The following is a 15054-nucleotide window of genomic DNA, read 5'->3' as shown; positions in this document are numbered from 1 at the left end:
AAACTATTCGATTGTTTGCCACGGTACCAGTGGCAAATATAGCCAGGCGGGGCCGGCCCGATCGCCAGAGTTCATGAAAACAGATAGATATTCAGGAATGAAACCATGATTTTGCATGATTTTTTGCCGTCGGGTAATGGCTATAAGATCCGGCTGCTTTTACGTTTTTTGGGGCAGAAATTTTCCCTGACCGAATACGACCTGACAAAGGGTGAAACCCGCACCGGGGATTTTTTAACCCGCATTAATCCGGTTGGGCGTATTCCGGCACTGGAATTCGAGGATGGGCACGTATTGGTGGAAAGCAATTCTGTTTTGCTTTTCCTGGCTGAAGGTACGCAATGGTTGCCTGAAGATAAATGGCAACGTGCAGCGGCCATTCAATGGCTGTTTTTTGAGCAATACGAACACGAACCCAATGTTGCTGTGTTGCGGTCCTGGATGAGTGTGAAGGGCATGCCTGACTACGGACAGGTCATGTTGCCATTTAAGCAGGCCGGAGCACAAAATGCACTCGATGTGATGGAAAACCGCCTGAAGGACCATGACTGGCTGGTGGGCGCGCAATGTTCGATCGCCGATATTTCCCTTTATGCCTATACCCATGTAGCGGACGAAGGCGGAATTGATATGAGCCGGTTTCCCGGAATTAATCGCTGGATTGCGCGGTTTGCAGCCTTGCCGGACTATGTGCCGATCACGTGGAAACCGTGATACTGGCCTGTGAGTGAAAACAGGCCGGGGGCTAACAGTATTTCCCGGCCTGTCTTGATGTGCGCGTGGGTAAAAGGCTGATTTTGGCGGTCATTTTTTCATGCTGAGCGGCTGAACCGTACCGCGATGTTTGGCAATCATTTCCTGTTCGTGACGTGCCCCGGCTGCATCGGTCAGAAAAGTGAAAATACCAAAACGTTCGCCTTTGGTAACCGGCATGGCTTCGTGCAATAACGAGCATGAAAAAATCAAGGCACCCCCCTGGGGCGGCGCATAAAGCGCCTGGCCATATTCGGGGAAATTGACCTGCCCGCCTTCGTAGGTCAGCGGGTTTAAATTAAGCGACACGGCAAAACGGCGATGGGCAGTAAAGGTGGTTTTATTATCGCGGTGGCGGCCAAAAAACCCTTTGTCATTGCTATGATAATTACCAATGCGCAGGGCTTCCATGCTGGCGGTCTGAAACTGGAATGCCTTGAAAATTTCGGGCAGTACCCGTTTGACGATGCGGTTTTTGACCGCAGTAAACAGTTTTTCATCAAGCAATACGACATCGTTGCGCACCTTGATGGCGGCATCGCCGCTTTGGTTGGTTTCCCCACCTTTGGAAACGCCATTGGCCTGTTTGTCGCCTGTGCGCCAATACGCCAGCAACTGGTCACACAATGCCGGTTCCAGCACATTATCGATGACCAGAACCGGGGCCTGACGCTGAATAATTGTAAAGGGTGTTATGTCGTGGTTGGCCTGGCAATAGCCCATCGCCATTTCAAAGCCGTTCATCGGTGTGTGCGATGTAAAAACGCCGCCCAGACGCCCATCGGGCCGAATAACAATAAAGCTGGTTTTGGTAATGTCAAATACCGGCATCAGGCGGTTTTCGGGATCAAACAGGATGGTCACAAAATCGGGGATTTCTGCCAGAAAATCGTCGCTTAAGCTGGCTTTTGTGCCGACAATTATCCGATATAACCGAATATGGGCGTCAGACATTTGTTCGGCAAAGCCACGGGCGATTTTAAAATCATCGTGCGACGGCAGCTCCGGCCCCACCCATAAAACCAGGCTGTCGCCTGCGATGCGCTGATCGGTCAGGTCAACCGGTTTGCCATCCAGGCCGGGCAGGGAAATACGCGGCACCGGGTCGCCTTTATAACAGGCAAGAACGGTTTGAGGAGTGGCCTTGGCCGCCGGGGCAGCCGATGCAGCGGCAGGAACGGGTTTTTTCATGATTTGGGGAATCCGGCAAAAACAGGCGGGACAAAAGGCATTACAGGTCGGGCATCATAAATTTATGCCCGGCCTGATCATAGCGGTGTCGGCGCGTTATTGGCAAGCGACAGCAAAATATCGCTTAATCACACGTTTTCTGCTTTTGGCTTGTGCCGGGCATATCAACAGATTTCAGTCGAAAAACCGGGTTAGTAATTCTTCATAGATCAGAACCAGATTGTCGATATCCTCGACCATGGCATGTTCGTCGACTTTGTGCATGCTTTGCCCGACCAGGCCAAATTCGGCCACTTCGCAATATTTGTGAATAAAGCGGGCATCGGATGTGCCCCCTGTGGTTGACATTTCAGGGCGGTGGCCGGTGATTTTTTCGGATGCATCGGCAATCAGCCCGGCCAGTTTGCCCGGCTCGGACAAAAAGGCTTCGCCCGATATTTTAACCTTCAGGTCATGTGCCCCTGCGTGCGCGGCACAGGTATCACGGATCCATTTTTCCAGCTCATAGCCCTGATGGGTGTCGTTAAAGCGGATGTTAAACGCGGCACTGACCTTGGCTGGTACGATATTGGTTGCCGGGTTGTTGGCATCAATGGTGGTGATTTCCAGGTTGCTGGGCTGGAAATGATCGGTACCGGTATCAAGTTCGCGCGATGTCAGGGCATCTAGCACGCGGATCAGGCGTGGGACCGGGTTATCGGCCAAATGGGGATAGGCCACATGCCCTTGCGCACCATAAACCGTGACCCAGCCGGTGATAGATCCGCGTCGGCCAACCTTCATCATCTGGCCCAGATATTTGGGGTTGGTTGGCTCGCCGACCAGACAGGCATCAAATTTTTCGCCGTGCGCGTCACACCATTCAAGAAGTTTGATGGTACCATTCACCGCATCGGCTTCTTCGTCGCCGGTAATCAGCAGGCTGATGCTTTCGTCAAAATCGGGGTTGGCTTCCAAAAAACGGTCCAGCGCACCGACAAAACAGGCAATACCTGTTTTCATGTCCACCGCACCGCGGCCAAAAAGGCGTCCGTCAACGATTTCGCCGCCAAAAGGTGCAACCGTCCATGCTGCTTCATCGCCGGCAGGTACGACATCCGTATGTCCGGCAAAGCAAAAATTACGGCCTTTGCTGCCCCGGCGGGCATAAAGATTATCGATGCTGTCCCAGCCGTCTTCTTCAAACAGTTTGCGTTTAACCTCGAACCCGCGCTGTTCAAGGGCGGTTTGCAAAACATCCAATGCGCCGGCATCAGCCGGGGTAACAGACGGGCAACGGATCAGCGACTGGGCAAGGGACAGGGCAGCGGAGGACATGGGGCAATCTCTTTTGCGGGGGGGGGGCGGGGAACAAACATGCAGGGCACAAACATGGCAAGGGACGAAAACGCGATGTGCGCTTTCGTCCCTTTATAATCAATCACATCATCGGCTGACAGCGATCAATCGCGCAGCAATTCGTTGATCGAGGTTTTGGAACGGGTTTTTTCATCAACGCGTTTGATGATCACCGCACAATAGAGGCTGGGGCCAGGCTTGCCGTTGGGCAGCGGCTTGCCAGGAAGTGAGCCCGGAACCACGACCGAATAGGCCGGAACACGGCCGACAAAGATTTCACCGGTTTCACGGTCGATGATCTTGGTGGAGGCACCAATGAAAACACCCATCGAAATGACGGCACCTTCTTCGACAATCACGCCTTCAACAATTTCCGAACGTGCGCCGATAAAGGCATTGTCTTCAATAATGACCGGGCCGGCCTGCAGGGGTTCCAGCACGCCACCAATACCGGCTCCGCCCGAAAGATGCACGTTTTTGCCGATCTGGGCACAGGACCCAACGGTTGCCCAGGTATCCACCATCACGCCGCTATCAACATAGGCACCCAGATTGACAAAGCTGGGCATTAAAACCGTACCCGGCGCGATATAGGCCGAGCGGCGCACAATGCTGCCCGGAACGGCACGAAAACCGGCGGCTTTAAATTCTTCATCACCCCAACCGGCAAATTTCGACGGAACCTTGTCCCACCAGTTGGTGTTTTCGCCAGGACCACCAGGAATGGTGGTCATGTCGTTAAGGCGGAAAGACAGCAAAACCGCCTTTTTCGCCCACTGGTTCACGGTCCACTGGCCGTCGTTTTTTTCGGGTGATTTTTCAGCCACGCGCAATGTACCGCTATCAAGGGCAGCCAGGGTCTGCTCGACAGCTTTGCGGGTTTCGCCCTTGGTGGCCGAGGTGATCTGGTCGCGGTTTTCCCATGCGACATTGATCACGCCTTCAAGTTCCATCTTGTCCATCTATGGTCGTCCTTGCGGTGTGGCTGGTTTTTTCTTCGCGGCGGAGAATGGGCAAAGCAGACCGTCAAGTCAACTCTGCCTGTCTGCGTATTTTGACTGATTATATCTTTCAACCGTTCCTGCGTCAGTGCAGGAAGGTGAAATAATTATGGCGATGGTGGTTTTCCTGCCCGATCAGCGGGCCGATTTTGCCACCAGCATTTCCAGAAACGCGGGCAGGTCATCTGTTTCATGGTCGATGCGCGGGTCGTCGCGGCCTTCATGTGCCCAGTCGGAATCGCTATGCACCCAAACAGTGGTCATGCCCATGTCCTTGGCTGGCAACAGGTTTTTGGCCATATCCTCAAAATAGATCGCGTTTTTGGGGTTAATGCCATCGCGCGCCAGCATGCGGTCATAGGGTTGTTGTTCGGGTTTGGGAATATAGTCGGCATCGACAATATCAAAGATGGTTTCAAAATGATCGGCAATGCCAAGGCGTTCCATGACCCGCTGGGCGTGGTTGCGTGATGCATTTGTGAAAATAACCTTGCGGCAGGGAAGCGCGTTTAGGGCATTGGACAAAACCGGCGCAGGTGCCACCACTGACAGGTCAATGTCATGGACCTTGTTGAGGTAATCGGCCGGGTCGATTTTATGTTCCAGCATCAACCCGCGCAGGGTGGTGCCATATTGACGAAAATAGGTTTTCTGGATCAGATATGCCTGCTCGGGTGGCAGACCAAGATAATCGCTGACATATTTGCCGATCAGCACGGAAACCTGCGAAAAAAGGTCGCAGCTTGACGGATACAATGTGTTGTCGAGGTCAAAGATCAAGACGCTTTCTTCGGTGACAACCGGCAATGTGGCAGGATCAATCGGCAAGACAGCTTTATTCATCAAATATGTTCCATATTAACAGGTCCGGATCCTGAGGGTGTAGCATCAGATCATAGGCGAATATATGCGGGTTTGGACCCATAAAACATACATAGCGCGACCTGGCCCGATGAAGAAGACCCAATCAGGATTGGGCAAAAGGTGGCAAGATGCCCTTAAATGTCTGGTTGCAGGACGAATTTATGTCTGCATAATTGCATAAAATAAGGTTTTCATTTGGCTATTGCAGATAAAATTCGACAAATAGGCCTAAAGCCGGTTTTAATTGTCAGATTGACGGTCAGGGATTAAACCGTTGCAGGAATGCAAAGACCGCCATGACGGGGGCTTTCGTAGAGAGGCATATTTCTACGAATTAAGCGAAATGACAGTGCCTTTCAGGCATGCGAGGGGCAATTGAATAACAGCCTTAAGAAACACGCATCGTCCTTGCGCAATGAACGGAACCGTTTTGCGGCGCTGGCGTTTGTGTGGGGTGATCTGTTGCTGGAACTTGATGAAGAGTTCCGAATCGTTTTTGCATCAGGGGCATCCGAGGGCATATTGGGCCTTGGCACAGAGCAGATCGAAGGTATCCGTTTTGTGGATTTTCTGGCCTCCAACTTTCGGCCGCTGGTCAGCGAGATGTTACGTGTTGCGCGGCGTCGTGGCCGGATGGACAATGTGCTGGTGCGATTTAACCGCCCGGACGAACGTATTAGCCCGCCGGTATCCATGACCGGATATTTCCTGCCCGATCTGGGGGGGCATTTTTTTGTGGCCTTGCGGGTCACGGTTAATTCGTTGCCTCATGATGTGTTGCAATCCATTCGTCGCGACGGCCCCACCGGCCTGCTTGATGAAGAAAGCCTGTCGCGCGTGGTAACCGAACGGTTGATGGCGCAGCGCGAAACCGGGCAGAATCAGAAATTTTCGCTGTTTACCTTAAATGCGTTTGAACCATTATGTGACCGCATGGAACATGTGGCCCGGGATGAAATGCTGGCAACCATCGGGTCGTTTTTCCGGGCCCATTCGATTGCGGGGGATACGGCCGGGCGTATTAATGCCAACCAGTTTGGTATGTTGCATAATCCCGAAGTGCGCATTGGCGATCTGGAACAGCGTATTGCCGAATGCGCCCTGGATGCCGACCCGCAGGGTAAAGGCATTATTGTTCGCACATCCGAAACCGATTTTACCGCCCATGCCATGCCGCCGGGGGATCTGGCGCGCGGTGTGCTTTATTCCATTCGTCGTTTTTGCGACAAACAGGAACATAATTTTACCTTTTCACGGCTGACAGGGCATATGCCCAATCTGGTCAATGATACCTTTGGTGCGATGCGCGATTTTGGTCAGCGCGTGGACCGCCTGGAATTTGACGCGGTTTATCAACCGATTGTCAGGCTGCCATCGGCCGAAATTCATCATTTTGAAGTGCTGGTGCGATTTTACCGTGAAGATGGCGAATTGATCCCGACCGATCAGCTGATCATGTTTGCCGAACAGGTTAATATGATTCACCGGCTGGACCTGGCGATGATGCGCCGAACCCTGAAATGGATTCGCCAGCAGCTTGACGAAGGTATTGATGCCCGGGTGGCGGTGAATGTTTCGGGGCGCAGCCTGGCCAACCCCGATTTTTGTCGTTCTGTGATTGCTCTGTTTGAACGCAGCAAGGAATCGCTGCCGCAGCTTATGATAGAAATTACTGAAACCGCCGAAATTACCGACCTTGATCATGCCGCAACCTGGCTGGCAAGGTTTCGCCAGTATGGCGTTGAAATCTGTCTGGATGATTTTGGTACCGGAGCGGCAAATTTCAATTATCTTAGCGCGCTTGAGGTTGACTACGTCAAGATTGACGGTCCGTCGATCCATCAGTCGTTAAAAACCCAGAAAGGGCGGGCGTTTTTGCGCTCACTGGTCGGGTTGTGCCATCAGCTTGGTGTTGAAGTGGTGGCCGAAATGATTGAAACCGATGACATGCGCGATCTGGTGACCAAAGCCGGGTTTGATTTTGCCCAGGGCTATTTGTTTGGCAAACCGGAAAAAGACATTACCAGCTATTGGCGCAAGTTGCGCTCAAGACGCGGACGCAAAAAATAATTAAAAAAGATAATCGCCTGGTATGACGGCTTACCGCCGGTTTTGATGTGCAAATGACGACCCTTTTTCAGGGTCGTCATTTTTTTTTGAAAAAAACTGCGCCAGTTTTCCCTGTCCCGCGCGTGGATATCTGTACCGGCCGGCATTCCGGTCGGCTGGCAGGTATGTCAAATCCACAATATCCATATAGGAGACAGGGTCATGCCCAGTATTAACACCAATATGTCGGCCACACTGGCGGTATCGAACCTGAACAAGACCAACGATGAAATGTCGTCAGTCCTGACAGCGATGTCGAGCGGTAAAAGCATCAACTCCGCGTCGGATGATGCATCAGGGTTGGCTGTTTATACCGCAATGTCGGTTGACTATGCCGCATGGGAACAGGCAGGCGATAACGCGGAAGTTGCCAATTCCATTCTGGAAACGGCAGATGGCGGTTTGTCGGCAATCTCGGACATTCTTGAACGCATGTACGAACTGGCATCCGAAGCTGCATCAGGTTCGGTTACCGATACCGAACGTGGTTATCTGGACTCGGAATATCAGGATCTGATTACACAAATTTCCTCGACTGTGGCATCAACCACCTATTTTGATACTCAGTTGCTTGATGGTGCCTATGATGAAGGCTTTCTGGTGTCAGCTGATTCGTCTGATGCGAATGCCACCATCCAGGTTACTCTTTCAACCGATTTCAGTGCGTTGACCCTGGTGGGGACGGACCTTACCGATTCAACCAATGCCACTGCCGCGTTAACAGCTCTTGATGCAGATATTCAAACCGTTTCTTCAGGCCGTGCTGAAATCGGAGCGCTTGAATCCCGGTTTGATTTCGCCTCCGACGTGATTGATACGGCATCGACCAATCTGGAATCGGCAATGGGCGTTTATATGGATGCTGATGTGGCTGAACTCAGTGCGCAGCAAACAGAACTGGGTGTGAAACTTGATTCCGCGATTCAGGCGTTGTCTGTCTCCAATTCCAATCTCGAAAAACTTAGCCGTCTGATGCAATAGGCGCCGCTTTGACAGGATCGCGCCTTGCGCGCGATCCTGATTAATCTGGCTATTTCCCATGTGCGTTGCCAAGGAAACCGGTTATGTCGACCGTTAATTCTGCCACATCGTCAAGCTATGTCTCGTCTTCCTACACATCAGGACTGACCGATATTGATACGGCAGCCCTGGTGCAAGATGCCTATGACGCAAAAATGGAACAGGCCGATGTTATTGATGCCAAAATCGATGACATTGACCTTCAGATAGCTGCATATGAAGAATTGCAGGATTTACTGGGCGCGTTGGAAGACGCTGCCGAAGCCCTGACTGCAGATGCCGAACTGGCCAGTACCCGGGACGACGTATGGGTGGAGAAAACGGCCTATCTTTCATCCTCGGACGGGTCGGTGACCGCCAGTGATGTTGTTGGTGTGCTGGTCGATGATGCGGCAACGACGGGGACTTATGAACTGGAAGTCACCCAGATTGCCACGGCCCATAAAATTGCAGGCGATGTTGCGACAAGTGCTACTGAAGCAGCCGGGATATCGGGCGATTTAAGCCTGGCCCTTGGCGATAGCGACAGTGTTGAGATTACCGTTAATACGAATATGTCGCTGAACGATATTGCCGATGAAATCAACAAGCAGAAATCTGCCAGCGGCGTGTCGGCATCGGTTCTGCAAATTTCAGATAGCCAGTTCATGCTGGTTTTATCGGCCGCCGATACCGGCGAGGAAATTAATTTTTCCACGGGTGGAGCTGATACATCTTTGGCCCAGTCATTGGGGCTGATTGGTACGGATGGCAGTTACAGTAACGAACTGATTGCCGCTCAACCGGCAATTTTTTTGGTCGATGGTGTGGAAGTAACCCGTAATAGCAACACAGTTGATGACGTTATTAGCGGGGTGACGCTGTATCTTTATGATGCTGAAGAAGGCACGACAATTACTCTTGAAGTCGATGATGACGCCAGTTCTGCGTATGATGCGATCGAGGCCTTTGTCGACGCCTACAACGATTTCCGCAGTTTTGTTCTAACCAATCAGGCCTATACCGTCGGCACCGGGGCGGACGAGGACGCTGTTTTATTTGGTGATAACCTGCTGTCGTCGGTATCGCGTGATGTTTATGACGCACTAGGGTTTCGTAGTGATTCCAGCCTTTATCAGTCGCTGTCATCGATTGGCATTTCCTATGATGACAGCAACTATCTTGTCATTGACAGCGAGGAGCTGGAAAACGCGCTGGTGTCGGATTTTGACACGGTTTCGGCGCTGTTTTCTCTGCAAACCGACACCAGTTCGGATGATCTGCTGGTTTATGATGCCGACGGCACTTATAGCGGCAGTTTCACTGTCAATATCACGATGAACGATGACGGCAGTATCGCATCCGCCGATGTCGACGGGGATGACAGCCTGTTTACCGTAAGTGGTAACAAAATCACCGGGGCTGAAGGGTCGGTATATGAAGGGGTGACACTTTATTTTGGCGGCAGTGAAAGCAAGTCTGTTGATGTCACCGTCACACCTGGTTTGGCATACGGTCTGAAAAATAGCATCGACACCTATACTAATACATCGGACGGATTCCTAAGCGACCGGATCGACCGACTGGGAAAGCAGACCGACGACCTTGAAGACGAAGTTTCCGACATCACCCAGGATGCAGAAGATTACGCGGCCAAGCTGATTGATCGTTATTCCGTTCTCGAAACAAAAATGTACCAGTTGGAATTATTGCGTGACCAGCTGGAAGCCCTATGGGGAAATGACGATGACTAAAATGAAACTTCGTAACAAATCCCGATCTCGTGATGCCCAGCACCCTCCGCACCCGGCATTAAGCCAGTTTGTCGGGGCCAGTAGCCTTTATAACAATGCGCTGCGCACGACTTCACCCGTGACCATGATGGTACTGGCGATTACGCGTGTACGTCAGCATTTGCGACAGGCCGCCAAACACCGGGCAGAAGGCCAGTTTGAAGAAGAGATTCGGGAACGGTCATTGGTGTTGGGCAAGCTGCGCGGCTTGCGTGCGGTGGTCGCCCCGAATGACGCACCAGAACTATCGCGTGATTTGATGGCTTTTTATACGCGCATGTTGCGAGTTCTGACCCGTGCTGGCCGTGATATTCCCCGGGAAACCAGATATTCTTATGTTGATCGCCATCTTGAGGCTATGGCGCGACAGTGGAATCAGATAGCTTTGGGCAATACGGAAACGGCCAGTTCATTGCAATCCCCGGAAAAATCCCGGTTCAATCAGGTTTTGTGAGGCATCGTTGAACGCAGGCCTTAGCCAGAATATGACAACAGCAAACCATGCCCGCGAAGCGATATCGCGCAGTGCCGGGTTATCAGGGCTGAGCGATGAGGCATTGGTCGAACGCGTTGTCGCCGGTGACAAGGCGTCATACCGTGTGCTGGTTGAACGATATTACCGGGCGATCCAGGGGATCGCCCGGCGCATGGGCCTGCCCTCGGGGGACTGCGAAGATGTCGCGCAGGACGTTTTCGTGCGTGTCTGGCTGCATCGGGAACAATGGCGTCCTGATGGGGCAAAGTTTAAAACCTGGCTTTATCGAGTGGCCGTTAACCGGGTAATTGATTTTAAACGTCGTCCGCGTCCGGTTGAAAATGTTGAAATAGAAGAAACACCCGACGATGCGATGTCACCGGTTGAAAAACTGGCCCGGCATCAGGAATTTGTCCGGCTCCGGGTGGCAGTAAAAAAGCTGTCTGAACAACAACAAATTGCCATCAATCTGTTTTATGATCGCGAACTTTCCAATGCAGAGGCGGCTGAAATCGTTGGAATATCGGTTAATGCAATGGAATCTTTGCTAAAAAGGGCACGAAAGCGGTTAAGGGAAGAATTGAAGAATATCCTTTAGGCGCTATTCTTATTGAATTGTTCGAACAGGTAAGTTCGTCCTATGGAAAAAGCGGTGGCCAGTGAATATCAGCGAATTTGAAAACTTGCTGGATCAATATGGATGGGACATAGCGTTCTGGCCAGAGCCGTTTCGCCAGGAAGGCAACAGGTTCGTTGCACAGAATGGCGAAGCTGCTGAACTGATCCGGCATTTGCACAGCCTTGAAGACGATTTTGCCGCCGACCCGGTACCTATGGGGCGGCATAAGGCGATTGACGATATTTTTGGCGCAATCGAAGCCGCCGAAAATGACAGTTCCATCCCGGATGAGCGGGAAATATCCAGCCGCTCAACGGGGAAACAAACCCCTTTTGACACAGGTGATAACGGTGTGGACGCAGATTATCGCGCCCCGCTTTCTGACGACATGGTGAGTGAGAAACCGCGTCGCTATGTACCTGTCGGGTCGCCTCGTAACGCAGGCGAGCGTAATAATACACAAATGACCGCCGGCACAGGCGGCCAAACCGGGCACGACAGAACAAACCAGGGTGCGACAAACGTGAGTGCGGCCCAGCCCGTCCGTACGGCTATTCCGCGTAGCTATATGATTTCTGCGGCGGCAATGTTGCTTTGCATGGTTTTCGGTTTTGTTTTCGGGGTGACGTTTACCGCCCGTCAGGGGTTTTCAAATACGGCCGAAGCCGATGAACTTCCCGTTGCCAGGATTGTAGACAGGCATCTCTATGATCTGGCTATGCCAGATAATGACACAACCGGTGATCAAACCGGGCAAGATGCCGTCGAGGAAAAACCAAATGATAAATGATCGTCGCAAACCGACATCGACTGCCATATTCCTGATGGCATCTATGGCATTGAACCTTTTTATTCTGGGTGCGTTGGCTGGTAATTATTTTGCAGGTAGCGGTACGATGCTGCCTTTTGAGCGTTCGGGACCAAAGCTTGAGGGTCACCCTTCGGGGCCGCCCCCTTTGCGCATGATGATTAATCTGCGCGAAAACCTGTCCCCCGAAGGACAGGCCGTGTTTGATGAGGAAATGGGACCGGTGATGGATCTGATTGGTCAGAACCGGGACGCCGGCATGTTCAAGCACATGGCAACGGTTTTGTTAAAGGAACATCCCGATGATCGCGAAATTACCGATACCTTCCACAATTTTGCCAGAACAGTAAGCGGCGAGGTTGAAATGGTGCTGGACCATATGGCGCGTATGGCTGTGCGACTATCTGCTGATGACCGTTACCAACTGGCGATCAACACACCACCTCTTTCACGTCAGGGGCCGCCACCTGGTCGGTAATCGAATTGTTCGGGTTTTGAAAAAGGGCGCTTTGGCGCTCTTTTTTTGTGCCAGATACAAATAATTGAATTTTGTGCGCCAGTTTTTGCCTGCCCAACCGTGAAATCAACAAAGCGATCCCTGATCATGTTATTTCCCGGAGGCGATGATGAGTTTCCTAAGCGGTCTGACAACCAGCACTTTAAGTGCTGCCTCGTCAACAAGCAGCACGACAGCGTCGAGCACAACCAGTTCGACCGATACCGATAGCAGCACATCATCGACCTACGACACCTATATGACGCTGTTGTTAACCCAGCTTCAAAACCAGAACCCGACCGATCCCGAAGACACATCGGAAATCACCACCCAGCTTGCCACCTTTGAGCAGCTTAATCTGGCCGAGCAGAACAATTCCCTGCTGACCGATTTAAGCAGTTCGTTGCAGTCACTTCAGGGGGTGGTCGAAAACTCGGCAGCGCAATCGTATCTGGGCACCGACATTGTTGCCCTTGGCGACAGCGCCCCCCTCGAAGATGGCGAAGCCGAATGGTATTTCGTCCTTGATGACGATGCCGCCAGCGTCAATTTGAAAGTGACCGATGAGGACGGCAACGTGGTTTATCAAACCACGACCACCGGGGACGAAGGATCAAACAACTTTGTCTGGGATGGCACACAAAGCGACGGATCGGTGGCGACGTCGGGTGTTTATACCCTGTCGGTTACAGCCGCAGATAGCGACGGTAACTCGGTTGATTCCCAAATATTGATGACCGGTGTGGTGTCCGCCCTGGACCTGACCGGGGATGACGCCGTTTTGTACGTGAATGGCGTTGATGTCGATCTGGACGATGTCCAGGGCACGCAAACCGTTTCCTGATGTGAAGGATTGATATCATGAGCCTGAGCAGCGCACTGAGTTCAGCCGTTTTGGGGTTAAACGCCCAATCCACCTCGTTAGGGGTCATATCGGGTAATATCAGCAACAGTGGCACCGTGGGGTACAAGGACAGTGCCGCGTCGTTTTCCTCGCTGGTCACAACACCGGGATCAACCACACAGGGGTATTCCAACGGTGTGACCACAACGACGCTGACCAATATCAGTTCCCAGGGGTTGATCCAGTCGGATTCCGATGTCACCAGCCTTGCCATTTCCGGCGACGGATTTTTCGTTGTGACCGATGAAAGCGGCGATGTCTATTACACTCGGGCCGGTGATTTTGACACCGACGACGAAGGCAACCTGGTTAACAGTGCCGGTTATTACCTGATGGGCTATGCGGTTGATGAAAATGGTGACCCGGCATCGGGCACCGTGCCCAGTTCGACCTCTGCATTGACCACCATCAACCTGAACGAATTGACCGGCACTGCCGATGCCACATCAAATATCTCGACTGTCATGAACTTGCCTGCCGATGCGGCAGTTGGTGACAGTTTTTCGGTTGATGTCGAGGTTTTTGACTCGCTGGGTACCAGCAATACCGTGACCTATAATTATGAAAAAACCGGCACCAATGAATGGGAATTGACCTATGGCGACCCGGTTCTGACATCGGATGGCACCACGGTTACCGGTACATCATCGGGCGGGCCGCTGACCATTACATTTGATGGCAATGGCAACCTTTCGGGCATAACCGATACCACCGGTACCGATGTTACCAGCACATCAACATTGACGATCACGGGTTGGACATCGGGTGCCAATGACAGCACGATTACCAACGATCTGGGGACCTCAGGCAGCACCGATGGTTTGCAGCAATCGGCATCAAAGGATGGTGATGGCGACATGACGCTATATTCAGTTTCCAGCGACGGCAGCAATTATAGCGAAGTTGAATCAATTTCGGTGTCGGCGGATGGCGTTGTGTCGGCAACCTTTGAAAACGGTACAACCAAATCAATTTACCAGGTTGTTCTGGCCGATTTTACCAATCCCAACGGGTTAACGGCCTATTCCGATACGGTTTTTAAACAAAGTAATGTGTCGGGCGACTATGTGCTGAACACGCCGGGCAGCGGCGGCACGGGCGATATTTCCAGTTATTCGCTGGAAAGTTCCACCGTCGATACCACGACCGAATTTTCCAAAATGATTATTGCCCAGCAGGCCTATTCAGCGGCGGCCCAGGTGGTTTCAACCACCTCGGATATGTATGACACCCTGCTTTCGGCAGTGAATTAACCTAGGGAAGAATGATGGGTAAAATAGTCAAAACCGAAGCAGTCGCACCTGTGGTACTGGCTGACATTATGTCCCGGCTTGATACGCTGCTAGATGTTGAATGGCGTATTCTGGAACAGGCGCAATACGCCTTGCTGCCCGATATCACCGCCGAAAAGGTTGAATTGCAACGCAATTTGCAAGCAGCGATGCAGAGTGAACTTGCCGCAAGTTCAGCCCGTGGGCCGTTTGCCTGCTTTAACGACAGTTATTTTATGGTCAACGAATTGAAAAAGAAGCTGGATCGCAATAACACCCGGCTTCTGGCGCGCAGGGATGCCTGTTTAAAGCGCATTCGTGCCGGCTGGCTGGCTGTTCGCCCCGATAGCGCAACCCGCTATGACCGTGATGGCGACCTTGCCAGCGACTTTTCCCATGTTTTGTTGAACATGAAACTTTAATCCCGCCCCGA

The 15054-nt window shown here is 52.0% G+C and carries 15 protein-coding genes; 11 read left to right on the top strand and 4 right to left on the bottom strand.

Going from position 1 to position 15054, the window contains the following annotated elements; all coding sequences use genetic code 11:
• The first annotated feature begins 105 nt into the window (after positions 1-105).
• Positions 106-714, top strand: coding sequence for a glutathione S-transferase family protein (locus J4E05_RS22220; protein WP_349600283.1), 609 nt, complete (start codon positions 106-108; stop codon positions 712-714).
• A gap of 90 nt (positions 715-804) precedes the next feature.
• Here the strand turns inward: J4E05_RS22220 and J4E05_RS22215 are convergent, their stop codons facing one another.
• The 4 genes from J4E05_RS22215 to J4E05_RS22200 all read right to left on the bottom strand — a co-directional run bounded on the left by J4E05_RS22215 (position 805) and on the right by J4E05_RS22200 (position 5126).
• Positions 805-1944 carry a 2OG-Fe(II) oxygenase gene (locus J4E05_RS22215; RefSeq protein WP_349600281.1) on the bottom strand — a complete coding sequence of 380 codons (1140 nt, stop codon included), beginning with the start codon at positions 1942-1944 and terminating at the stop codon, positions 805-807.
• 174 nt (positions 1945-2118) lie between these two features.
• Positions 2119-3261 (bottom strand): succinyl-diaminopimelate desuccinylase, encoded by a 1143-nt coding sequence (gene dapE, locus J4E05_RS22210; RefSeq protein WP_349600279.1) that lies wholly within the window; start codon positions 3259-3261, stop codon positions 2119-2121.
• A 125-nt stretch (positions 3262-3386) separates the two neighbouring features.
• Positions 3387-4244 carry a 2,3,4,5-tetrahydropyridine-2,6-dicarboxylate N-succinyltransferase gene (dapD, locus tag J4E05_RS22205; RefSeq protein ID WP_085592794.1) on the bottom strand — a complete coding sequence of 286 codons (858 nt, stop codon included), beginning with the start codon at positions 4242-4244 and terminating at the stop codon, positions 3387-3389.
• Between the two features lie 174 nt (positions 4245-4418).
• Positions 4419-5126 (bottom strand): pyrimidine 5'-nucleotidase, encoded by a 708-nt coding sequence (locus J4E05_RS22200; protein WP_085592796.1) that lies wholly within the window; start codon positions 5124-5126, stop codon positions 4419-4421.
• A gap of 396 nt (positions 5127-5522) precedes the next feature.
• On the opposite strand from J4E05_RS22200, the gene J4E05_RS22195 reads away from it, so the two are divergent.
• The 10 genes from J4E05_RS22195 to J4E05_RS22150 all read left to right on the top strand — a co-directional run bounded on the left by J4E05_RS22195 (position 5523) and on the right by J4E05_RS22150 (position 15043).
• On the top strand, positions 5523-7217 hold the full coding sequence (locus J4E05_RS22195; RefSeq protein WP_349600276.1) for an EAL domain-containing protein: 1695 nt from the start codon (positions 5523-5525) through the stop codon (positions 7215-7217).
• 201 nt (positions 7218-7418) lie between these two features.
• Positions 7419-8237 (top strand): flagellin, encoded by an 819-nt coding sequence (locus J4E05_RS22190; RefSeq protein WP_349600274.1) that lies wholly within the window; start codon positions 7419-7421, stop codon positions 8235-8237.
• Between the two features lie 83 nt (positions 8238-8320).
• On the top strand, positions 8321-10009 hold the full coding sequence (gene fliD, locus J4E05_RS22185) for a flagellar filament capping protein FliD (protein WP_349600272.1): 1689 nt from the start codon (positions 8321-8323) through the stop codon (positions 10007-10009).
• Positions 10002-10502: a flagellar protein FliS gene (locus J4E05_RS22180; protein ID WP_349600271.1), complete on the top strand. Its 501-nt coding sequence runs from the start codon at positions 10002-10004 to the stop codon at positions 10500-10502. Before fliD ends, J4E05_RS22180 begins: the two co-directional genes overlap by 8 nt.
• Before the next feature lie 31 nt (positions 10503-10533).
• Complete coding sequence (locus tag J4E05_RS22175; protein ID WP_349600269.1) at positions 10534-11121, top strand: sigma-70 family RNA polymerase sigma factor; 588 nt, start codon at positions 10534-10536, stop codon at positions 11119-11121.
• A gap of 61 nt (positions 11122-11182) precedes the next feature.
• Positions 11183-11932 carry a hypothetical protein gene (locus J4E05_RS22170; RefSeq protein WP_349600267.1) on the top strand — a complete coding sequence of 250 codons (750 nt, stop codon included), beginning with the start codon at positions 11183-11185 and terminating at the stop codon, positions 11930-11932.
• Positions 11922-12428, top strand: coding sequence for a hypothetical protein (locus J4E05_RS22165; RefSeq protein ID WP_349600265.1), 507 nt, complete (start codon positions 11922-11924; stop codon positions 12426-12428). Before J4E05_RS22170 ends, J4E05_RS22165 begins: the two co-directional genes overlap by 11 nt.
• Before the next feature lie 148 nt (positions 12429-12576).
• On the top strand, positions 12577-13290 hold the full coding sequence (locus J4E05_RS22160; protein WP_349600263.1) for a flagellar hook assembly protein FlgD: 714 nt from the start codon (positions 12577-12579) through the stop codon (positions 13288-13290).
• 17 nt (positions 13291-13307) lie between these two features.
• Positions 13308-14603, top strand: coding sequence for a flagellar hook protein FlgE (flgE, locus tag J4E05_RS22155; RefSeq protein WP_349600261.1), 1296 nt, complete (start codon positions 13308-13310; stop codon positions 14601-14603).
• Between the two features lie 11 nt (positions 14604-14614).
• Positions 14615-15043 carry a hypothetical protein gene (locus tag J4E05_RS22150; protein WP_349600259.1) on the top strand — a complete coding sequence of 143 codons (429 nt, stop codon included), beginning with the start codon at positions 14615-14617 and terminating at the stop codon, positions 15041-15043.
• Positions 15044-15054 lie beyond the last annotated feature (11 nt).

Source organism: Thalassospira sp. NFXS8 (genome assembly GCF_040148805.1).
GTDB lineage: Bacteria > Pseudomonadota > Alphaproteobacteria > Rhodospirillales > Thalassospiraceae > Thalassospira.
This window is presented reverse-complemented; position numbering and strand designations above follow the sequence as displayed.